We start from the raw sequence: 22,225 nt of genomic DNA on the forward strand, positions 1-22,225 counted from the left end.
TATTTTGCAATACATCCAATATAACACGTTATTTCTAAAAAAAAAAGGAGATTTGTCGTGCAAGCTACAGGAATTATTGTTGAATATAACCCATTTCATAATGGACATTTGTATCATTTACATGAAACACGAAAATTAACAGGCGCAGACGTTGTTGTTGCGGTCATGAGCGGAAACTTCTTACAACGCGGTGAGCCTGCACTACTTCCGAAAGAAGAGCGAACGAAGATGGCCTTAGCTGCCGGAGTCGATCTTGTTATTGAACTCCCATATGCATTTGCCACCCAACAAGCAGACGTATTTGCGAACGGTGCCATTTCATTATTGCACGCCCTGTTTGTCCAAGATATTTGTTTCGGAAGTGAAAGTGGTAGCATCGAAGAATTTCATACATTATTAGAAAAGAAAGCAACGCACCAACATACCTTACAACAAATAATTAAAGCAAAAATGAAAGAAGGAATTAGTTATCCAACGGCGCTATCTTTTGCCTTGGAACAACTTTCCACAAATGGAGTCGACGTATCACTCCCAAATAACATTCTAGGTATGCACTACATAGAAGCTATTAGGCAACAACAGAGTTCTATTGTGCCTCGAACAATTCAACGTCACGGTTCGAACTATCATGACGAAACGTTCCAACATAACATCGCTAGTGCAACAAGCGTACGAAAGACATTACTAACAAACGATCTTTCTCTTTCATCTATTGAACAAGTTATTCCGACTGCAACAGCAAACTTATTAGATTCATACATTTCTTCCCATGGGATAATTCACCACTGGGAACACTACTTTTCTTCCTTAAAATATGCACTACTAACGAGAACAAAAGAAGAATTAGCTTCTATTTATGAAGCTGAAGAGGGATTAGAAAATCGATTACTTGCACATATTACAGAAGCATCTTCTTTTACCTCCTTCATGGAAGCAATCAAAACGAAACGTTACACATGGACAAGATTACAACGCTTATGCTTACATATCTTAACAAACACAACGAAAAAACAAATGGCACAAGCACATCAAGAGAAACTAGTTCCTTATATACGTATTTTAGGAATGAACCAACAAGGACAACGATACCTTTCTCTTATGAAAAAGAAAATTGAATTACCACTACTCGCAAACACAAAAGCATTTTCCCATCCACTCTTAGAGTTGGATAAGAAAGCGAGTGCAGTCTACACAAGCATTCATCCAGAACCGATACGTTCTGCCATGTTAAAACGCGAATTAACACTACATCCAATCCGTTATAACGAAATAGAAAAAGCGTTCTCTCATTAGAAAAGAACGCTTTTTCTATTTTATTTTGCCTGTAATCCAGCTAAATAGTTCAGTGCATCATCTAGTGTGTGAACAGGTACAACTTCAATCTTCGCTCCTGTATCTTTCGCTGCTGCTACTGCTTCATCATAATTAGATTTACCATCTATTTTCATTGCTGGCGCAAAAAATACAGTCGCTCCTGCCTCTTCGGCAGCTAGTACCTTCTGATCTGCACCACCAATTGGTCCGACCTCTCCTTTATCATTAATCGTTCCTGTCCCAGCAATACGATGACCTTTTGTAATATCTTCTGGAACTAATTGATTATAAATTTCTAACGTGAACATTAATCCCGCTGATGGCCCACCAATTTCTTTTGCATCAATCTTAATCGCCGGATCTACTTGTAACGTACGGTCATCTCCAATGGATACACCAATACCAGCTCGCTTCGGATCATCTTTTAATGTCTGTAACGTTAATACAACCGTGTCTTCTTTTCCCTCTCGCTCATATGTAATCGTAACCGTATCTCCAGCTTTCTTCTGACCAACGTAATCGATAAATGCCTGTGCTGTTTTCATTTCCTTCTCGTCTACTTTTTTGATATAATCCCCTAGTTGTAGTTTATCTGATGCTGGCATATCTTCCATCACATGAAAAACGAGAGCACCATTATGTACATACTCTACCTTTTTTCCAGCTTTCGTATAAGCAACTTCCATTGCTGCATTTTGAGACGTCTTCATCATATGAGACTGACGGAAACTATATTCTTGATGAGAACCACCTTTCCCAAGAACTTCTTCCTCTGTATAAAGGTGATGATATTTATTCATAAATGTTGAAAGGTAGCGGAATACGTTCGCTTTCCCCATCGAAATTGTCACAAGCATTAATTCTCCGTCATCTTCATCGCCACCTTCTACTTTCACAAAGGGCTTCAATTCTTGTGCAGAACCTGGTGTTGAAACATAGTACGGTAGTGTAATAAATGTACCTGCCGCCACAAGGATGAGCACAAGTAATGATATCTTTATCCATGTTGACTGTTTTCGCATCCTACTTTGACTCCTTCCAATTTGCAATTAATGCTTTAATCTCTTCTATATGTTCTCTTGCTGCTACTTCCCCAGCTTCAATAATCTCATCTAATTGTGTAAATGTACGCGCGTTGAATTGATTTACTTTCGGACGTATCATACAATCACATGCTATTTCATGCTGACGGAACCCTTCGTTTTGCATAATATCAATACTTTGCATAATAACATCATAAATTGATACAATTGGCTGATTCCGCTTAATAACAGACACATCGACACCAATAACAATATCCGCTCCTAGCCCTCTTGCTACAGATACTGGAACACGCTCGACAAGGCCACCGTCGACAAATAATCGATCACCAATTTTCTCTGGAACGAAAATCCCTGGAATTGAAATACTGGCCCGAACTGCCGAAGCAATTTCTCCTTCTGTAAAAATAACTTTCTCTCCTGTCGAAAGATCTGTCGCAACAACTGCTACCGGGATATCTAACTCTTCTAATGTTTTCCCAAACGTCATCAATTTCATAAATTCTTTTATACGATTGCCAGCAATAAGACCCATCTTTGGCACGATAAAATCAGTATAATATTTTCGCTTGAACAATTGCGCTAGACGATATAAGCGCTCTACATCACTACCAGCTCCATACAATGTACCTGCTAATGCACCTATACTACTTCCCGCAATCATATCGATTGGAATATTTTCTTCTTTTAATACTTTCAACACTCCCGCATGAGCGAAACCACGCGCACTTCCTGAACCGAGTGCCAAACCAATCTTTGGTCTCAAACCTCTCACCTTCTTTGTTATTGTTTGGTCTAAACAAGCACTATATGCTCGTATACTTAAGATAGACGAGATTCATAACACATTTTCAGGAGGCTATTGCGTTGAATAAGTCAAAATTACTAACACTTCTTCTTACAGCAATTATTACTATTCTATCATTATCACTTATCATAAATCCACAGGCTACACTAGAATCATCGATCAGAGGACTACATATATGGTGGGGGATTGTCTTTCCGTCATTACTTCCTTTTTTCATTTTATCCGAATTACTTATTAGTTTCGGTATCGTTAGCTTTATCGGAGTGCTACTAGAACCACTCATGCGTCCGTTATTCCGCGTCCCTGGAATTGGGGGATTCGTCTGGGCAATGGGGATGGCTTCTGGATTTCCTTCCGGGGCAAAGTTAAGTGCAACCTTACGAAAACAAAGTCAATTAACACGTGTTGAGGCAGAACGTCTCGTTTCATTCACCAACTCGTCTAATCCACTCTTTATATTTGGAGCTATTAGCGTGGGATTCTTTCATAATGCACAATTAGGAATCGTACTAGCTGCCAGCCATTATGTGAGTAATATGTGCGTTGGACTTGTCATGCGATTTCATGGGAGAAAAGAAGAACAAATACCGAAACAGAAATCGTCTTTCTCCCTTCGAACGGCCTTTCACATCTTACATACGAAACGTATCGAGGAAACGAGACCACTGGGAAAAATTTTAGGCGATGCGGTTACTTCATCCGTCCACACACTACTCATGATTGGTGGTTTTATTATCTTATTCTCCGTACTCAATAGAATGTTAACGCAAATTGGGATTATTCCTTTTTTTACATTTTGGATCCAATATATATTACAACTTCTCTCTTTTTCAACCGCACTTGCTTTCCCACTTTTATCTGGCATATTTGAAATTACATTAGGGAGTCAACTAGCAAGCGTTACCACAAATACTCCATTGCTTCAACAAGCAATTATTACGAGCTTCATTCTCGGTTTCGGTGGTCTATCTGTACAAGCGCAAGTAGCAAGTATTTTAGCGGACACAGATATTCGCTTCAAACCATATTTCATCGCACGCATTCTACAAGCTGTATTTGCTGCTTCACTTACATATTTGCTTTGGAAGCCACTATATATGAACTGGAACCAACTTATCCCTGTAGTCGAAGAGCTCCCTGTTATTACTTCGCCTTCCACGCCATTCTTCGCTACCTTATACGATACTACCCTATCGTATGGACCAATTATTACAATTAGTATGCTCTTCCTTTATACAATCATGTTACTTCGGAACCACGTACTTCCGAAAAAAACGTAAGGAAGCCTGTTCCATATACTAAAACAGGCTTCCTCTATGTACATTATACACGCATTGCAAATTTCTCTTTCAACGCTTTCTCTATCTCTGGTGGCACAAGTTCTGATACATTTCCATGGTGCTTGGCCACTTCCTTCACGATACTCGAACTTAAAAACGAGTATTGATTATTTGTCATCACAAAAAATGTATCGATGCTTTCTTCTAATTTACGGTTCATCGCTGCAATTTGCATCTCATATTCAAAATCAGATACTGCGCGTAAGCCACGTAAGATTGCTGTTGCTTTCTTTTCACGCGCATAATCGACTAATAATCCACTATGTGAATCTACTTTCACATTCGGAATATCTTTCGTTACTTCTTGAATTAGTGCTACACGCTCTTCTACCGTAAATAATGGATTTTTCGAAGAGTTGTTAAATACAACAACATATACCTCATCGAATACTCTTGCACCACGTTTAATAATATCTACATGTCCTAACGTGATTGGATCAAAGCTCCCTGAGCAAATCGCCACTGTTGCCACGACTATTCCTCCTCTTCTAAGGCAAATTCATAAATTGAAATAGCAGTAATTCCATAATCTTCATACCTTACTTTCTTTAGCTTACCAATTTCGTCTGGTAATTGCACTTCAACCGCATGCTCAGTCATAATTGTACCGTCTTCCTTCAACAACCCATTTTGCTCAATCACACTAATTAAGCTAATAATCTTTTGATTATTGTAAGGTGGATCTAATAAAATTAAATCAAATGATACTTCTCGTTTAATTAATGCTTTTAACGCACGTTCTGCATCGTTACGATAAATTTCTACTCGGTCTTCCATGCGACATGCTTCTACATTTTTCTTAATCGTTGCGATTGCTTTTCCTTCACGGTCAACGAAAATCGCTTTATCCATGCCGCGACTTAACGCTTCAAGCCCTAAGCCACCGCTTCCTCCGAATAAATCTAATGCTAGTCCACCATTATAATACGGACCAATAATATTAAAAATCGCCTCTTTTACTTTATCTGTCGTTGGGCGAGTGGATACACCTGGAACTGCCTTTAATGGTCTTCCTTTACATTCTCCTGATACTACTCTCATTCGTATTCACTACCTTTAACCTTGAATTAAAAAATCATCCTTATCCTACCATAAATCAGAAAAAAGCAAAACCGTTCCCAACTTTTTATTTTGAGCTATGTATACACTTACCGAAAATGGACAAGATAGGAGTAACAACATCAGAGGTGATGTTGTTGCCAACCGCGGAGAAGACTTACGTTTCCCCATAAGTTCTTCCTCCGGTTTCTCCTCTCCCTTTGCCTTCTTGCTAGTGAATACTAGTACAAGGAGGACCCTACCGGTAAAACGGTAGGGTTTTTTTATGCTTTTCTTTTCTATTTTATGATACAGTAAGGATAGAAACTTTGTAAAAGAGAGGGATTGTAGCATGATTCAACGTTTTATCGAACTAGGAGAAGGCTATTCTGATTTATACGAATTACTAGAACTTGCACGTACGAACAAACATCGCCTTGCTCACTTATTATCATTAGAGACGGTACAAAACGGCAGAAAAACAGCATCGTTTGTTATCATTTTGCACCCAACGACAACAGGTAAATTCCAACCTTTATATGTTTGCCGTGAAGGAATTGCGTTACTAGAAGATCGGACGAGCCAACGTGTTGCATTATTTGAAGAGTTAGCAAAAGAGTTAGATAAGAACATTATTTCATTCGAAGTGAAACCATCTTCTATCTTCCCGGAGAAAGAACTATATTACGCTTACTTAATTGGTATTTTGCGATTGAATCACTTAATTCCACCGTTACAGTAAATCACTCTAAATGTCCTACACATCCACTCTAAGTGGACGCTTTCCACGGGCGAGAGTGAACCTCCTCGCTTTTTCCGCAGGAGTCACCACTCTTCGTTCTATGTATAAAATATTATTCTTTTTTCAAAAATACCCGCTTATCAATAGATAAGCGGGTATTTTCCTCTGACTATTCTTCACTTTTTTTCTCCGCAATGACTTGATACGTTCCACTTATCTTTTCATAGAATAAACGTTTATCACGTTTGAATAAATGAAGAAATACGTGTAGAACAAACAGCCCAAGACCTAAAACAAATACAAGAGTTAATACAATCTTAATAAGATTATCACCTGTATTGGATAAAATTCCGCTCGATAACACGTAATTCACCCCACCTACACCATAATAGAGTAATCCGTAGCGAATAAGTAGTTCCTTGAACGTGATATTACCGTTCTTCCCTTGAATACGCGCACGTAATAACCATTTTCCGAATGTATATCCTTCCGTCCGTGTTGGTAAAACGATAAAGTATAAGAAAATCGCCACACTTAATGCAATCATTGCCGAACTATTTCCTATAATCGTCATCGATTCTACAAAGAACATTGCTTCTATAAAGAGCGTAATAACACCAACAAATACCCAATCAATCCAAAATGAAATAAGACGGCGAACATATCCAACTGGCTTTGTAGCTAAATTCACTTTTGCGTCTAGTTGATTCGCTTCAGGTAAGAAATACGTAAATACTGGCGCAATCCAGTAACCAACTGCTCCGCCAAACGTATTTAATAGAAGATCATCTACATCAAACAATCGATATGGACACGTATACGTACCATATAATGCCGTCGCTTGTGTTACTTCAAAAAATAATGAAGCAAGAAATGTAATGAATACTGTTTGCATGAAACCTCTTCCGAAATAATAACGAAGATATACCCCAAGAGGAAGTAACAAAATCGAATTAAATGCAGCTTGTAAAAATGCTCGCTCTTTCAATAATCCTAAATATGTCGCTGGGTTACTCCAAGAGAAGTTTGTTTCTAAAAAAACTTGCTGTACAAAAGTAAACGGTTGAAGTTGATAATGTACAGTCCCAGCTCGTTGAATACTACATGTATCAATCACCTTTGGTAATGGTAAAATGACTAAATAAAACGCAACAATGGAATAAAATAACAACGAGTACAAAATAACAGAACGCAATTTATTAATATATCCATATTTACGATATTGAAAAATTAAAAAAGGAATGAGTAATGCTAGCGCTATAACAGGAAACGTAATAATCGCTTTTTTGATAGGGTATGCATGTGCCCCCATTTAATCACCTACTTACAAAAATATTAAGTACTTACTAATTTTACAGTCCTTCTTAACAAAGAACTATTCATTTTTCTTACGCAACCTTACACTATTTTCACCTTATTTCATCTCACTATCCGTTTATTTTTATCAGAAAATTCAACCTTTAAACAACCAGATATATTATAATGAGGAAGAAACAACTATTTTAAAGATAGAAAGGTGGAAACTTATATGACAGTAGTATCAAAAGAAGAGTTAGTTTCTTGGCGACGTCATTTACATATGAATCCAGAGCTTTCATTCCACGAAGAGAAAACGTCGCAATATATTTATGATACATTATGCACATTCCCACATTTAGACGTATCACGTCCAACAAAACATAGCGTCATGGCACGTTTAATCGGCAATCGTCCAGGCAAAACGATTGCTCTTCGCGCAGATATTGATGCATTGCCAATTAAAGAAGAAAATACATTTGATTTCATTTCAAAAAACGAAGGTGTGATGCACGCTTGTGGTCACGATGGGCATACGTCGATGTTATTAGGCGTAGCAAAATCATTATCAACAAGACACGATGAAATTGACGGTGAAGTACGTTTCTTCTTCCAGCATGCAGAAGAATTATTCCCAGGCGGTGCTGAGGAAATGGTCAATGCTGGCGTTATGGACGGTGTAGACTATGTAATTGGAGCACATTTATGGTCTTCGTTAGAAGTTGGTAAAGTCGGCGTTATTTACGGACCAGCAATGGCCTCTCCAGATGAATTTACTATCAAAATTAAAGGAAAAGGCGGTCACGCTGCTGCTCCACACGAAACAGTGGATAGCATTGCAATTGGCGCACAACTTATTACAAGCTTACAACAAATCGTATCACGCCAAACAAATCCATTAGACAAAGTCGTATTATCCGTAACACAATTCCATGCTGGTACAGCACATAATATTATTCCAGACCACGCTTATCTAAACGGTACAGTTCGTACATTCTCACGTGAGTTGAGCCAAGCAACAGAAAAACGGATGGAACAAATTATCCAAGCGATTACATCTGCATACGGCGCAACATATGAATTCTCATACGAATATGGATATCGTCCTGTTATTAATGAAGAAACGACGACAGCTATCGTCGAAGCTTGTGCGAAGGAAACAATCGGAGAAGAAGCAGTCTCCCGTTTACAACCTAGCATGGGCGGTGAAGACTTCTCTGCTTACTTACAAAAAGCAAAAGGAACATTCTTCTTCGTTGGTGCAGGAAATAAAGAGCTTGGGATTACATACCCTCACCATCATCCACGCTTCTCCATTGATGAAGACGCCCTTCCAATTGGCGTAAATGTATTTATCAAATCTGTCTTTAAGCTATTACAGCAAGACTGACAAAAAAAAGGTATCTCCTCTTATGAAGAGATACCTTTTTCTTTAAATGCCTACTTTATAATCATACTCTTTCGCACGATCTGGCTTTGAATTCTCGTATTCTGTCTTTAAGAAGGGCTTATATGATGGATCAACACGTTTCACATAGTTTAACTTATTTAACTTCTCCATCATCATTTCCACATCTTCCATATTACAATACAGAACAACATACTTTAAACGCCTAGATGTATAATGAACATTGCCAAATTTGCGCAAAAGCTTGACATGCTTCAGCGAATGCAAATAAACGATAATTGCTTGTCGTTGTCCGAACATACCTTTCTCCTCTGCCTATCTATCTTGTTTTTTAGCATATCATATATTTAGGCATACTTTCAATTTTTCCTTCTTTCTCCCTAAAGAAAATCTAATCATCCATGAAAAAAGAAGCTAGTATCTCTAGCCTCTTAACGGGTTTTACACCCACAAGATCCACCTGTCGCACATCCACCACCACTACTACAAGATTGTTCAAAGAATGGATTACCAGTTGGCACTTTAATGAATGTCGATACTTCATGAGCGATAATGACACTCACTTCATCTAATAACTTCTGAAGTGCACGCTCTACCTTCTTGAAGTTCGTAATATTCTCATTCATATCAAGAACAAGCTTACGGTCTCTCATTTCTTTACGAATCTTAGCATAGTCCGGATGATATTTGCCAAAGCGCTGGACATCCTCAAACTGATCCTTTGCCTTCACAAACTCTGAAATAACTTGCTGTGCTTCTCGGTCATTCTTTAATATATGATAAAAATAGCGATATTGCTCTCCTAGCTCTGAACAGATAATCATGTGAGCGAGGTTTTCTGCATCATCGATAATTTGAACTGTTTCTGACGTTGCAAACATTGTCATCCTCACACCTCCATTGTACTATCTTATCACACTTGAAGAGAAATACATACTTATGCTTTCTGATTCAATAAATTAACGCCTATGCTTGCATAATACGAATATGCTCGGCAACGTTATATCTTACTACTTCCCACTCTCCATCTACATGTTGAATGAAGTTAGCACCTGCATTTGCAAGTCGGGTAGAGAATGTAATTTCTTGCGGAGCAATTGCATGCAAGATTGCCTTAATCGCATGTGAATGTGCGACAAGAACAATACGCTTCCCTGCATATGTCGCCGCAACATCTTGTAATCCTTGGAAACACCTTGCTACAATTTCTTCTTCTGTTTCTAAGCCTTCAACTGTACCTTCTGCAATCAGATGACGTACGTCTGGAATTGGCTTCCCAGATGCTTCTCCAAAGTTTCGCTCAATGAAGCGCTCATCTAATATAATCTTGTCTATTCCTACTGCATCGGCAATCGTTTTCGCTGTTTCATAAGCACGACCTAGTGGACTACTCATTACGATATCCCACTGTTGTTCACTTAGAAACTCGGCACTTTGTCTCGCTTGCTGTTTCCCAACTTCATTAAGTGGAATATCTTCGTGCCCTTGAATAATCTCTTGAAAATTCCAATCTGTTTGTCCATGTCTTACTAAACAAATTTCGGTCATGATCCCCGTCTCCTCTTCTTCATCTACTACACTACATTGTACCAGAAGCAATAGGTTGCGAAAACCACCTTTTGACCTACCTCAGCTTTCCAATTGTATTGATTGTTTCCCTGCGCATATCACATACTCCGACTAACTTTCCTTGGGAAATACTTTGCTTCTCATCTTTATCCCCCTATTAAATTTACCGTGTTTAACCACTGTCATTTATATAAATAACAAAAGAAAAATCCCGTCTTTTTAACAGGATTTTGCATTCTTTATGATTGTCCCTGCCTCATCACTTGAAATACATCAATCATCAACGATGCCATTTGCACTTGATTTTGAAATTTCTCTACACGATCTGGAATAGTTTTCTTATAATGATGCAGCATAGCTAATTCGAACGCTTCTAAATCTGTTGGATTTCGAGTGAGCTTTCGATACCAAATGGGCTGTTCTCGAATAAATTTCTGTAAATCTTCTCGTGATTGAAGGAACTCATAGACCTCTCGCCTCATGCTATGGCCTCCTTCTTATCTATAACTCCGTCTACTCCCTAATCTTTTTGAAACGAGAATGGATTTGGCTTTGCTGCTTTTTTCGTCTCATTATTTGTAGGTGAAGAACCGGTGAAAATACCAACTAGTTGCTGTAAATTACCTAGCATATGATTAAAGTTGTTCAACTGCCCTTGCACTTGATCCATATCTAAGTTTTGAAAGAACGACATAATTTGTCCGAGTGTTTTGTTCTCCTCTTTTGCCTCTTTCTCTGCCTCTTCCTCGTCCCTACTACTGAACTTTGCCCAAGCTAAGTCATCATCGCCAATCAAATACCACTCTTCATATAATGTTTGCCACGTTCTTCTACCTTCTCGTACGTCTACAATGAGCTGTGGATGTTTCCGAACAAATTCTTTAAATGCCTGCACAGATGGATGAAGGTCTTTCCTTTTCGCACACATCCTTCCACCTCCCCATAGTATGCCTACTACAGTTTAAGGGATGGACAAGAAAAGTGTGCGCCCAATTTCTATATCTTTACTGAATGAAGTTTTGCGTATAATATTTTTGATCAACACCAACCCCTAAGCTTTTGAATGCAGGTTGCACCATATTTTTCCGGTGACCTTCACTATTCATCCACGCTTCGACCGCTGCAATACCATCTGTATAATTGTAAGCAATATTCTCTCCTGCCGAACGATAGGATACATTTCCACGTTGCAACCTGTCTTTCAGTTCACCAGTAGTTGGTGATTCATGCGCAAAGAATGTATTATCTTTCATGTCTTTACTATGTAAATAGGCAACATGAGATGCTTTGTCATTCCATTTCAAAACACTTAATTGATGGCGTTTGCGAATCATATTTGTCACGTCCAAAATTTGTTTCGCATCCCCATCATCTACTCGTTTCTGTTCTTCCGCCGACAATGTTTTTGGTGTTGGTAATTTACCTGTATACGTAAATGCATATGAACGCATTTTAATGAAGGTTTCGGCATCCATATACCGAACACTTGATAATTTCCCCGTAGGACGATCAATATATAATTGAATCCACACGCCATCTTTTTCGATAATTGGTCGTTCTATCACATCAGCATCCGTTAATTCTACACCATACTTATTCCCACGATGAGAAAACTGTACCTTCTTCTGGAATGAATACATGGCATTTAACTCTTCGTACGTTTTTCCGCTCGCAAATGGTGCCATACGAGCATGATTCCCTAGTGCATAGCCCGTTACAACTTTATTTCCCAGTAAACCTAGTTGTATGTAATACTCGTTCCCTTGGTAAGTCCACCACTCATACTCATATGCAGACGGATACGTAGCAGAAGGTTGACCAAACTGCTGGATTACCTCTTCTTTCGTAAGTCCAATTGCTGTATGTAATGTACTTGCATCTGCCCGCTTCATCTCTTCATTCTCAACAACTGGCTTCTCTGGCTGTACTTGCTTTTGCTCAGCTTTATCGATTTCTTCAGACAAACGTGACATAATGCTTGGCCCATAATAATACCCTACGAAAATAACCCCAATTACGATACATAGCTTTAATAAAGCTCTCACTTTCATCTCTCCTTTCTACCCATTATTCCCTTGTTTCATCATATATCTTTCAATATTGCCAACACAACACTAAATATTCTGCCTTCTCGTCCATAAAAATGTATTTTTCTTTTGTATTCTGTCGTTTTCATATATAATTATCATGTAATTATGATGTAATGAAACACAAAGGGGGATATGTTTCATGAGATTTGAACATACAGGGTTAGAAGAAGAAGTACGCGAATTATCGTTATTAGATGATATTATGGAAGAAAACGGTTTCGTTCGTGCTGGTGGCTGGGATTATGAGCGCCTTACATACGATTACAAAATTGAAGTATTAAAAGATGTATACTACTTACGTGTTCAAGGTGTGGCTGTTGAAGGTGATATCGGTGGACGTTATGCAGTAATCCAATTAATGAAACCAATCCTTGGAAAACACTACTATCCACACGGTGTGGAATATGATGAAGAGTTTCCAGAGAACATCGTGTCAAAATGCGAAGGCATTTTAAAGAAAGTAAAAGAACATTTAGTAGCAATGCCTAAATAGTAAAGAAAGAGTACCTATCCACTTCTTGAAAGGTACTCTTTTTTATCGATTAATCCACATACAACCCCACATTCTCCGTCCATAATGGTTGTGCTTGTTTCAGCAACATTTTCTCCACGTATACATTTACTTTATTTACAGTAATACCTGTCAACCATTCTATCTCTCTCGTTACCCTTGCTTGCACACGCTCGCACAATGATAAGATTGATTTATAGGAAAATAAACAAATATACAGATTAATGACCATTCCTTCTTTTTCCTTTTTCAATACAACTCCACTTTTCACTCCACGCCTACTTTGCGATGGAACAATATAATGTTGTACTTTTGAGAGTAATCTCATATCAGATTTGAAATCATCCATAATCGCTACAATAATATCGGAGATTGTCACATTTTCAATCGTAAGCGTCCCGTACGTAAGCATGCTTTTAAATGACATTCCATCCCCTCCTTATAGCACATTATATGAACAAAATGGTTCATGTAGTATAATTTGCACTTCATTAAGGATTGTCTCTATTCTTATACGAACTGTTTCCTCATTTTATAGTTTATTAATGCAATACCTTGTCGATGAACCGTTTGCTCACAAACTATTGTATATCCTTTAGATAAAAAGAACAGCTTTGCTGTAATGCTTGCATGCGTATGAACTTCAGGCAAGTGAAGCCGCTTTGCTTCACGCTCCAATTTATGAATTAACGCGGATGCAATACCTTGACGCTGATAGTCTTTATGAACATACAGGCGGTCCAAATAACCAGAGGATGTTAAATCACCGAACCCGACAATTCTCCCATCTTTTTTAGCTACATATGTAATATTTTGCGTTAAAGAAGTACCCCAAATATCCATTTTATTATCCTTTTCTGAAATAGGCGCCCACACATCTAACTGTTCTTTTGAATAATCATTAGCATTTACAATATGAACAGTATCATAGAACAAAGAAAGAACCTCTTCACTGTCTGAAACATGAAACTTCATTATTTGCATCTAACGTGCACCTCCAATTCTAACAAAAATATATCTTTCCCAAACGGTTTATCGTTAGTAAAAAGAAGTCTTTTATCATAACATATAATTGGTTTTAAGGAGAATAAATCTTTCATACACGAAACGAAGAGTAACAGCTCCTCCGGAAAAAGCGAGGAAAGCATCCACTCGAAGTGCAATGTTAAATTCCCCGTCTTTTTAGTGAAGAACACAAAAGAGACAACTTTAGCTTTCACTAAAATTGTCTCTTTCTCTTGAACTATTATGTTCCTAATATCGCTTTAATTAACGATGTTGTTTCTCCACCTTTGTATAATACGTATAACAATACATATACAGCAACACCTGTAATTGCTGTACCAAACCAAACGATACTTGTAACAGGTCCTAATTTACGATGAATCTTTAACTTGTCCTGGTATCCGGTATATAGTGTTAGAAGACCAAGAACAGCTCCTGTTGTTGCTAATGTCACATGGAAAATAAGGAAAATCGTGTAATAGATTTTCAACTCATCTGGTCCCCCGAAACTTGTATTTCCAATGAAAACAGTACGTGACATATAAATTGTGAAGAATATTATCGCAAATACTGCGGCTAACATCATTGTTTTCTTATGCGCTTCTATTTTGCGCTGTGCAATTTGAACCCAACCGATTGCAACTGTAATCGCACTTAATACGATGAAAGTCGTGCTAATCGTTGGTAATATTTCAATATTCATCTTTCTCTCTTCCCTTCATTAAATGGACTCATTTTGTGCTACATATGGAGGAAGTACTTGTTCTTTCTCTCTTACTTTCTCTCTACGCACCCATCCAAAGAACACGTATCCAATTGTTGTACCATATACGATCTCTTGAATAATCTTCATGACAACGCCGCCTAATTGTTGATCTTCAAGTGGAGGCATCCAATCAAAGAAATACGGACCTGCTAAATCTAATGTTTGCAATACATCAAGCGGAACACATAGCTGCAAGGCATCTGCCCACGCTTTTGAATCAGTGAATGTCGCATATAACGGCGCACTAGCAAAAATAATAAGCGCACACGCCGGTGTAATAAGAACGCCATTCGCAAAAATATAACCAATTTTCTTTACCGGTGAAATTTTGTACTTGTCTTCAAATGGGCTTACAATTGGCCACCACATCATAATAGATGTAAAGAACAAAATCCCCATTGCTATTCCATGATACAAAGCATCTGTTTTCACCGTATCAAAAATAAGTGGAAGATGGTAAAAAGAGAACAATCCGTTAAATACAAATAACGCGATTAACGGCTTCCCGAAGAATACAAGTGTGTAATGGACTGTTTTAAAGGAGACCAACCATCGCAGGAACCACTCTGGTAATCCAAGCATTAAGAGCGGCGGAACAGCTAAGAACAGTAATGCCATTTGTGTCATATGTGCACTAAATAGAAGATGTCCTAGTAAATCGACAGGTCCCCCCTTTATGACATACAACAACACAATACCAGAAACGAAGAGGAGCTGTTGCTTTATGCTCACTTTTGAACTATTTTTGAAATTCTCTCGAAACAACGTAATTACTAAGTAATACGCAATTAATACAAAAATCATTAACATTAGAAAATATGGGCTCCATAACGCTTCAAACCCAAACATCGATAACATATCTAACATGCTAATTCCTCCTCTTAGGAGTTTACTCCACAAAATAAGAAAAAGAGAGTGATTGGATACCAACCACTCCCCCTAACATTAAATCCATATAATTGTTACAAACGCTAAAATCGTGATGAACCCAATAATTAATCCTGAGTACAAGAAGAATGCAATTGTATCATGTCCTTTATGCTTCATATGCATGAAATAATATAATTGGAATACTACTTGTATCGATGCTAACACAAGGATAAATGGTACGACAAAAATCGGATTTAACTTGTCTTGAAACATTACTGCAGCGAATGCTACTAACGTTAAGAAAATCATAGTCGCAAAGGTAATAACTTGATGCTTCATTTCCTCTTTGCTTTTCTTTCGACGATACGTTAACTCTACATGTGAATTTTCTGTTGCCATCTGTTTATCCCACCATTCCCATTAAGTATACTACAGTGAAAATAAACACCCATACTACGTCAATGAAATGCCAGTAAAGACTAGCTACATAAAATTTAGGTGCATTGTAAAGTGTAAGTCCACGCTTTGCATTGCGAATCATTAATGTAATAATCCAACCTAAACCGAATGTTACGTGAAGTCCGTGACATCCTACTAATGTATAGAAGGCCGAACTATATGCACTCGTCTTAAATCCAAAACCAAATGCTGTTACATAATGATAAAACTCATAAATCTCTAACACTAAGAACGCTAAACCAAGAAGAACTGTAATACCTAACCAAATTTGCATTCCTTTGAAATTACCATTCTTCATATGGTACATTGCGTACACACTCGTTAAACTACTTGTTAATAGAAGCATTGTTGCTGCAAAAACAAGCTCTAAACCAAACATCTCTTGTGACGTTGGTCCACCTGCTGTAGCATCACGAAGAGCCAGATACGTTCCAAATAACGATGCGAATAATACTGTTTCCGCACCTAAGAAAAGCCAGAAACCTAGAAACTTATTTTTACCTTCAAGGGTTGCCGTTTCCGGATGCGCCGGAATCGTTTCAGCTGTTAATCTTTCATTTACATCTGCATGCATTATGCTCCAACCCCCTTATCATCTTCTAAATCTTCTTTATGAATATGATAACCATGATCATCAATTACTGAACGTAAGAACATTGTACCTAATGTAATTGCCATACCTACAACCGCTACAACAACCCAGAACTTGTTTGCACCAGCCTCCATATACATGAAGCCGAATGATGCAATGAATAAACCTAAAGAAATAACAAATGGCATAATTGTCGCATTTGGCATGTGGATATCGCCAACAGGTTCTGCTGGTGTTAGTCCGTTACGACCTTCCATCTTCTCTACCCACAGCGCATCGTAACCACGTACAAATGGTAATTGCTTAAAGTTGTATTCTGGCGCTGGAGATGGAATACCCCATTCTAGCGTACGACCGTCAACCCATGGATCGTTTCCAACACGCTTGCCACTAACTGTTGTTTTCACAACGTTAATTAATAGAACAACAACCGCTACAGCCATGAAGATAGCTCCGACTGAACTAATCATGTTTCCAGTTTCTAATCCTTGACCTTCTAGGTATGTGAAGTAACGACGCGGCATACCCATTAAACCTAAGAAATGCTGAATAAAGAATGTTAAGTGGAAACCAATGAAGAATAACCAGAATGTAATCTTCCCTAACGTTTCATCTAACATTTTACCAAACATTTTTGGCCACCAGAATGTTGCACCTGCAAATAGACCAAATACTACTCCACCAACAATTACGTAGTGGAAGTGAGCTACGATGAAGTAGCTATCATGTAACTGGTAGTCAGCTGGTGCTGCTGCCTGCATAATACCAGTTACTCCACCCATTACGAACGACGGAATGAAAGCCGTTGCCCAAAGCATAGGTGTTGTAAATTTAATACTTCCGCCCCACATCGTTAAGAGCCAGTTAAAGATTTTGATACCTGTTGGTACCGCAATCGCCATTGTTGCAACTGCGAAAATCGCGTTTGCTACTGGGCCTAAACCAACTGTGAACATATGGTGAGCCCATACCATGAATCCTAAGAATCCGATTAATACTGTCGCAAATACCATTGACGAATAACCGAATAGACGCTTCTTACTAAATGTTGTAATAATTTCTGAGAATATACCGAATGCCGGTAAAATTAAAATATATACTTCTGGATGACCGAAGATCCAGAATAAATGCTCCCAAATAATCGTATTACCACCAAGAGCTGGATCAAAGAAGTTTGCTCCAAATAGACGATCAAACATCATTAAGAATAATCCAACTGTTAATGGAGGGAATGCGAATAAAATTAACGCTGATGTAACGAATGTTGTCCATGTAAACAGTGGCATACGCATGTACGTCATACCTGGTGCACGCATGTTAATAATCGTTACAAGGAAGTTGATACCCCCAATAAGTGTACCGGCACCTGAGATTTGCAGACCTAGTACATAGAAATCAATACCGTGTGTTTCAGATGCAAGTGATAATGATGCATATGAAGTCCAACCTGCATCAGGTGCACCGCCTAAGAACCAACTTAAATTCAGTAGTAATCCCCCGAATAAGAATAACCAAAAACCTAATGAATTCAAGAATGGAAACGCTACGTCACGCGCTCCAATTTGCAATGGAACTACTGCATTCATTACTGCGAATACCAACGGCATCGCCGCAAGGAAGATCATTGTCGTTCCGTGCATCGTTAATACTTGGTTATACATTTCCCCAATTAAAAACGTATTCTCTGGAACTGCTAGCTGAATACGAATGAACATCGCTTCTAAGCCACCAATTAAAAAGAACAATCCACCAGCAATTAAATATAAAATTGCTATTTTCTTGTGGTCGACAGTAGTGAGGTAATCCCAGATCACTGCTCCGACTCCTCTTTTTTGTGCATAAGAGCTCACAATTCTACCTCCCCTTAAGGTTTGTACATTTCCCCATTACTCCAGTTTTAAGCCTTTTAAATACTCTGCTAACGCGTTAATTTCATGATCTGATAAATCACCATACGTACCAGACATTTTATTACCTGGTTTAATTGAATCTGGATCTTTCAGCCATTTTTCCACGTTATCATGTGTATTATCTAGAATACCCGCAACTTTATCACGATCTCCAAAATTTGATAAGTTAGGAGCAACACCAGTTGCTGGTCCGTTTGCATCAACTGCGTGACATCCAATACAGCTCTTGTTGAAGATTTCTTCCCCTTGTTTCGCAAGGTCTGTCGTTGCTACACTCTTCGTTGTTTTCATTTTTTCGAACCATTGATCAAATTCAGCTGGTTCTACTGCTTTAACCTGGAACTGCATTAATGCGTGTGACGGTCCGCAGAACTCCGCACAGAAACCTCGATATGTACCTACATTATCAGCTTGAAGATACATTTTGTTCTCATTATCTGTATTCGTATCCATTTTACCTGCTAATGATGGAACCCAGAATGAGTGCTTAATATCTCCGCCTTTTAACTTAATGTACACTCTCTCACCAGTTGGAATGACTAGGTCTTGCGCTGTTACAACATTCTTTCCATCTGGAGTTTGATACTCAAATTCCCACCAGTATAACTTTGCTACAGCGCTAACAACTACTGTATCTTCTGGAATTTCTTCACCATCGATTGGTCTTGTGTCAGCTAATGTAAACGTGTCTCGTACTGTTGGAACTGCCAAGATAATTAACAAGATAATTGGAATAACTGTCCAAATAATTTCTAGTTTATGATTTCCTTCTACTTGTTCAGGAATCACATCTTCTTGACCTTTTTTACGGCGGAATTTCACCACTACGTAAAGGAAAATAATTGTTACAACTGCAACTACCCCTACCATGATCCACGTACTTAACATAAGCAAGTCATATTGCATTTTCGCTACTTCACCTTGTGGAAGTAATGTTGATTGAGATTTCTCCCCACACCCTCCTAAGAATAGTGCTATGAAGAAAACAAGCGAAACCAGTCGCCAATGTTTCATAAATAAATCCAACCCCGCTTTCTTTGTTGATTAGATTAATCTTTATGTGAAATAAAGTAATCCCGATTGTGAAAATTCCCCCTCTTTTTTGTTACAAATAACGCTTGTTTAGAACAATGTCACAACAATCATCGAAATGAAGAGAATCGTTAAATAGTTTAGTGAATACACAAACATCTTCACCGACCACTTAATATCATCTTCCTTCTTGTAACCATATAAACCTAAAACTAACCACCCGATGTTTAGGAGAGTTCCAATAACTACAAACGTAACTCCTAATGAAGATAAATAGAATGGTAGTGGTAATAAACAAAGAATCCAAACCATAATTTGACGCTTCGTCATTGCAAATCCATGTATAACTGGAAGCATTGGAATTCCTGCTGCTCTATATTCTTCGCAACGCTTCATCGCAAGTGCTAAGAAATGAGGCGGTTGCCAAATAAACATAATAAAAAATAACAACCAAGCAACAATATGTAAGTCAGGATCAACCGCTGCCCATCCAATTAGCGGAGGAACTGCACCTGATACACTACCTACAACTGTGTTAATTGTATAGTGTCTCTTTGTCCATAGTGAGTACAATACGATATATGTAAACGCCCCTATCCCCCCGATAAGCGTCGCTACTAATGTCGTTTGTGCCAGTAACAACATCCCCACTAATAATAATACAAATCCCATTGTTAATACTGTGTTAGGTTTAAATTTCCCCGTTACAGATGGCCTAAATCTCGTTCTCTCCATCAAATGATCAATGTCTCTATCAATATAGTTATTAATAGCACATGAACCAGCAATGATTAGAGAAGAACCTACTAATGTAAGCACTAACGTACTAATTGACGTTGAAGGCGCTATACCGTTATAAAATAGCGCTAGCCAAAAACCTGTAAACGTTGTCAATGCATTCGAATTAACAATGCCGATTTTCGTAGTAGCAAAAATGTCTTTCCACAATGATGTTTGTGGCATACGTTCTTCTAATTGACCAGTCATCCCGCTCAACACTCTGTCCCCTTTCTCTCTCAATTCTCCCAAAACTGCTCATCCCATAAACATTTTAGTAATATGAATATAGTAATATTAAGCTAGATGTATACTACCTTCCACCATTTATTAAAACATAAAATATGTAGAAAGTGTGACACAAAAGTGAATTTTTTGTTACATTTGTAAAAAAACTTCAAATACACTAACTAGCGTGAACCTTCTTACTTATAATAATAAAACATTTTGTAGATTATCGCACTTTTTAAGCCTTGATTATAAAAGGAATGTTCATACTCGAGAGCACTCCTTTTTCATTTTTACTATAAAAAACTCTCCTCTGTCTAGTAATATGCTTTTCTTTGCTATATTTCGACCTCCTATTCTTTGATATTTTCAAAGTTTTTATATATGATAGAGTAGCATGAACAAAGTATTAGCGTTCTATACGTAATAATTTAGTGTTATCGTATAAAAATTTATTTTCTATAGAAATGGGTGGAGAAATTGCAACGTTCTTTAAAAATTTTATCTGTGGCAACAACACTTGTTCTGTTGTTTGTCTTGCTTGGGGGAGCATTAGTAACAAAAACCGATTCAGGAGATGGTTGCGGTAGATCATGGCCACTATGTCATGGCCAACTTATTCCTGAGGATATACCTGTTGAAACAATTATCGAATTAAGTCATCGTGTTGTCGCTGGTCTTGCATCTATTCTTGTAACAGTATTAGCTTACTTATGCTGGCGTAAATTCGGTCATGTTCGTGAAGTGAAGGCGCTTGCGGCCATATCCTTCTTCTTCCTGTTTGCACAAGCATTATTTGGAGCTGCCGCTGTTATATGGGGACAATCATCCTTCGTACTGGCACTTCACTTCGGAGTATCCCTAATTTCCTTTACATCCGTCGTACTTTTAATGCTACTCTTATTTGAAATTGATAAGAAATTTGATGCCCAATCGCTTAAGATTGGCAAAATGATGAAGTTCCACATATATGGTATTTCTATTTATACATACTTCGTCGTATATACAGGTGCTCTTGTGCGACATAAGAATGCTAGTATGGCTTGTCCAGACTTCCCGTTTTGCTCAAATAAGAACATAGGTCTTCCGACACAAATTCAAGAATGGGTACAAATGAGTCACCGTACCGTTGCAATCCTTCTATTTATCTGGATTGCAATCGCAACAATTCATGCAGTACGTCATTACAAAACACAACGTGTCATGTATTGGGGCTGGATTATCGCATTCACTCTTATTACACTACAAGCAACAACAGGAATACTAAGTGTATTTACAAACATTAATTTATTTATCGCTCTACTTCATGCACTATTTATTTCTTGCCTATTTGCCCTTCTTTCGTACTTCATCATGTTGTCGACAAGAAGCAAGTCAACAAAGAAAGACGCCGTATCACCAAACAAATCAGCATAACGAGTAAGCCTTAG

26 protein-coding genes are annotated in these 22,225 nt (G+C 38.0%); 6 read left to right on the forward strand and 20 right to left on the reverse strand.

Features of this window, described 5'->3' with window-relative positions:
* The first annotated feature begins 57 nt into the window (after positions 1-57).
* Positions 58-1,293, forward strand: a complete 1,236-nt coding sequence (locus IEV41_RS07735; RefSeq protein ID WP_188387817.1) for a nucleotidyltransferase — start codon at positions 58-60, stop codon at positions 1,291-1,293.
* A gap of 20 nt (positions 1,294-1,313) precedes the next feature.
* On the opposite strand, the gene IEV41_RS07740 is transcribed toward IEV41_RS07735, so the two are convergent.
* Entirely contained in the window at positions 1,314-2,336 is a 1,023-nt protein-coding gene (locus tag IEV41_RS07740) for a SepM family pheromone-processing serine protease (protein ID WP_188387818.1), read from the reverse strand.
* 1 nt (position 2,337) lies between these two features.
* Complete coding sequence (locus IEV41_RS07745) at positions 2,338-3,129, reverse strand: patatin-like phospholipase family protein (RefSeq protein ID WP_188387819.1); 792 nt, start codon at positions 3,127-3,129, stop codon at positions 2,338-2,340.
* Between the two features lie 92 nt (positions 3,130-3,221).
* Here IEV41_RS07745 and spoVV point away from each other — a divergent pair, with 92 nt between their 5' ends.
* Positions 3,222-4,442 (forward strand): dipicolinic acid transporter SpoVV, encoded by a 1,221-nt coding sequence (spoVV, locus tag IEV41_RS07750; RefSeq protein ID WP_188387820.1) that lies wholly within the window; start codon positions 3,222-3,224, stop codon positions 4,440-4,442.
* A 43-nt stretch (positions 4,443-4,485) separates the two neighbouring features.
* Here the strand turns inward: spoVV and coaD are convergent, their stop codons facing one another.
* Positions 4,486-4,974: a pantetheine-phosphate adenylyltransferase gene (gene coaD / locus IEV41_RS07755; protein WP_188387821.1), complete on the reverse strand. Its 489-nt coding sequence runs from the start codon at positions 4,972-4,974 to the stop codon at positions 4,486-4,488.
* Positions 4,975-4,976: 2 nt separating this feature from the next.
* Positions 4,977-5,543, reverse strand: a complete 567-nt coding sequence (gene rsmD, locus IEV41_RS07760; protein ID WP_188387822.1) for a 16S rRNA (guanine(966)-N(2))-methyltransferase RsmD — start codon at positions 5,541-5,543, stop codon at positions 4,977-4,979.
* A gap of 349 nt (positions 5,544-5,892) precedes the next feature.
* Between rsmD and IEV41_RS07765 the strand changes: the two genes are divergently transcribed.
* Positions 5,893-6,282 (forward strand): DUF7147 family protein, encoded by a 390-nt coding sequence (locus IEV41_RS07765; protein WP_188387823.1) that lies wholly within the window; start codon positions 5,893-5,895, stop codon positions 6,280-6,282.
* 169 nt (positions 6,283-6,451) lie between these two features.
* Here IEV41_RS07765 and IEV41_RS07770 read toward each other — a convergent pair whose 3' ends face one another.
* Positions 6,452-7,594 (reverse strand): VanZ family protein, encoded by a 1,143-nt coding sequence (locus tag IEV41_RS07770; RefSeq protein ID WP_188387824.1) that lies wholly within the window; start codon positions 7,592-7,594, stop codon positions 6,452-6,454.
* Between the two features lie 216 nt (positions 7,595-7,810).
* Here IEV41_RS07770 and IEV41_RS07775 point away from each other — a divergent pair, with 216 nt between their 5' ends.
* Positions 7,811-8,968 carry a M20 family metallopeptidase gene (locus IEV41_RS07775; RefSeq protein ID WP_188387825.1) on the forward strand — a complete coding sequence of 386 codons (1,158 nt, stop codon included), beginning with the start codon at positions 7,811-7,813 and terminating at the stop codon, positions 8,966-8,968.
* 42 nt (positions 8,969-9,010) lie between these two features.
* On the opposite strand, the gene IEV41_RS07780 is transcribed toward IEV41_RS07775, so the two are convergent.
* The 6 genes from IEV41_RS07780 to IEV41_RS07805 all read right to left on the reverse strand — a co-directional run bounded on the left by IEV41_RS07780 (position 9,011) and on the right by IEV41_RS07805 (position 12,600).
* Positions 9,011-9,286 (reverse strand): YlbG family protein, encoded by a 276-nt coding sequence (locus tag IEV41_RS07780; protein ID WP_188387826.1) that lies wholly within the window; start codon positions 9,284-9,286, stop codon positions 9,011-9,013.
* Between the two features lie 131 nt (positions 9,287-9,417).
* Entirely contained in the window at positions 9,418-9,867 is a 450-nt protein-coding gene (locus IEV41_RS07785) for a YlbF/YmcA family competence regulator (RefSeq protein ID WP_188388724.1), read from the reverse strand.
* An 85-nt stretch (positions 9,868-9,952) separates the two neighbouring features.
* A complete protein-coding gene (locus tag IEV41_RS07790; RefSeq protein WP_188387827.1) occupies positions 9,953-10,534 on the reverse strand; it encodes a histidine phosphatase family protein in 582 nt (193 codons plus the stop codon).
* Positions 10,535-10,794: 260 nt separating this feature from the next.
* Positions 10,795-11,037 carry a YlbE-like family protein gene (locus IEV41_RS07795; protein WP_188387828.1) on the reverse strand — a complete coding sequence of 81 codons (243 nt, stop codon included), beginning with the start codon at positions 11,035-11,037 and terminating at the stop codon, positions 10,795-10,797.
* Positions 11,038-11,075: 38 nt separating this feature from the next.
* Positions 11,076-11,483, reverse strand: a complete 408-nt coding sequence (ylbD, locus tag IEV41_RS07800) for a YlbD family protein (RefSeq protein ID WP_188387829.1) — start codon at positions 11,481-11,483, stop codon at positions 11,076-11,078.
* A gap of 76 nt (positions 11,484-11,559) precedes the next feature.
* Positions 11,560-12,600: a CAP domain-containing protein gene (locus IEV41_RS07805; RefSeq protein WP_188387830.1), complete on the reverse strand. Its 1,041-nt coding sequence runs from the start codon at positions 12,598-12,600 to the stop codon at positions 11,560-11,562.
* A 184-nt stretch (positions 12,601-12,784) separates the two neighbouring features.
* Between IEV41_RS07805 and IEV41_RS07810 the strand changes: the two genes are divergently transcribed.
* Positions 12,785-13,138 carry a YugN family protein gene (locus IEV41_RS07810; protein ID WP_188387831.1) on the forward strand — a complete coding sequence of 118 codons (354 nt, stop codon included), beginning with the start codon at positions 12,785-12,787 and terminating at the stop codon, positions 13,136-13,138.
* A 49-nt stretch (positions 13,139-13,187) separates the two neighbouring features.
* Here IEV41_RS07810 and IEV41_RS07815 read toward each other — a convergent pair whose 3' ends face one another.
* The 9 genes from IEV41_RS07815 to cyoE all read right to left on the reverse strand — a co-directional run bounded on the left by IEV41_RS07815 (position 13,188) and on the right by cyoE (position 20,753).
* Complete coding sequence (locus tag IEV41_RS07815; protein WP_188387832.1) at positions 13,188-13,583, reverse strand: Asp23/Gls24 family envelope stress response protein; 396 nt, start codon at positions 13,581-13,583, stop codon at positions 13,188-13,190.
* An 83-nt stretch (positions 13,584-13,666) separates the two neighbouring features.
* Positions 13,667-14,140, reverse strand: a complete 474-nt coding sequence (locus IEV41_RS07820) for a GNAT family N-acetyltransferase (protein ID WP_188387833.1) — start codon at positions 14,138-14,140, stop codon at positions 13,667-13,669.
* Between the two features lie 262 nt (positions 14,141-14,402).
* Positions 14,403-14,864, reverse strand: coding sequence for a DUF420 domain-containing protein (locus IEV41_RS07825; RefSeq protein WP_188387834.1), 462 nt, complete (start codon positions 14,862-14,864; stop codon positions 14,403-14,405).
* An 18-nt stretch (positions 14,865-14,882) separates the two neighbouring features.
* Complete coding sequence (gene ctaG / locus IEV41_RS07830) at positions 14,883-15,794, reverse strand: cytochrome c oxidase assembly factor CtaG (protein ID WP_188387835.1); 912 nt, start codon at positions 15,792-15,794, stop codon at positions 14,883-14,885.
* A gap of 78 nt (positions 15,795-15,872) precedes the next feature.
* A complete protein-coding gene (ctaF, locus tag IEV41_RS07835; protein ID WP_188387836.1) occupies positions 15,873-16,196 on the reverse strand; it encodes a cytochrome c oxidase subunit IVB in 324 nt (107 codons plus the stop codon).
* Positions 16,197-16,200: 4 nt separating this feature from the next.
* Positions 16,201-16,830: a cytochrome (ubi)quinol oxidase subunit III gene (locus IEV41_RS07840; protein ID WP_188387837.1), complete on the reverse strand. Its 630-nt coding sequence runs from the start codon at positions 16,828-16,830 to the stop codon at positions 16,201-16,203.
* Entirely contained in the window at positions 16,830-18,698 is a 1,869-nt protein-coding gene (gene ctaD, locus IEV41_RS07845; protein WP_205181467.1) for a cytochrome c oxidase subunit I, read from the reverse strand. The genes IEV41_RS07840 and ctaD overlap by 1 nt, the downstream gene beginning before the upstream one ends.
* Before the next feature lie 36 nt (positions 18,699-18,734).
* On the reverse strand, positions 18,735-19,772 hold the full coding sequence (gene coxB / locus IEV41_RS07850) for a cytochrome c oxidase subunit II (RefSeq protein WP_188387838.1): 1,038 nt from the start codon (positions 19,770-19,772) through the stop codon (positions 18,735-18,737).
* A gap of 108 nt (positions 19,773-19,880) precedes the next feature.
* Positions 19,881-20,753, reverse strand: a complete 873-nt coding sequence (cyoE, locus tag IEV41_RS07855) for a heme o synthase (RefSeq protein ID WP_373284204.1) — start codon at positions 20,751-20,753, stop codon at positions 19,881-19,883.
* A 522-nt stretch (positions 20,754-21,275) separates the two neighbouring features.
* Between cyoE and IEV41_RS07860 the strand changes: the two genes are divergently transcribed.
* Positions 21,276-22,211, forward strand: coding sequence for a COX15/CtaA family protein (locus IEV41_RS07860; protein ID WP_188387839.1), 936 nt, complete (start codon positions 21,276-21,278; stop codon positions 22,209-22,211).
* The last annotated feature ends 14 nt before the right edge of the window (positions 22,212-22,225 follow it).

It is taken from the genome of Priestia taiwanensis (genome assembly GCF_014638355.1).
Taxonomy (GTDB): Bacteria; Bacillota; Bacilli; order Bacillales; family Bacillaceae_G; genus Priestia_D; species Priestia_D taiwanensis.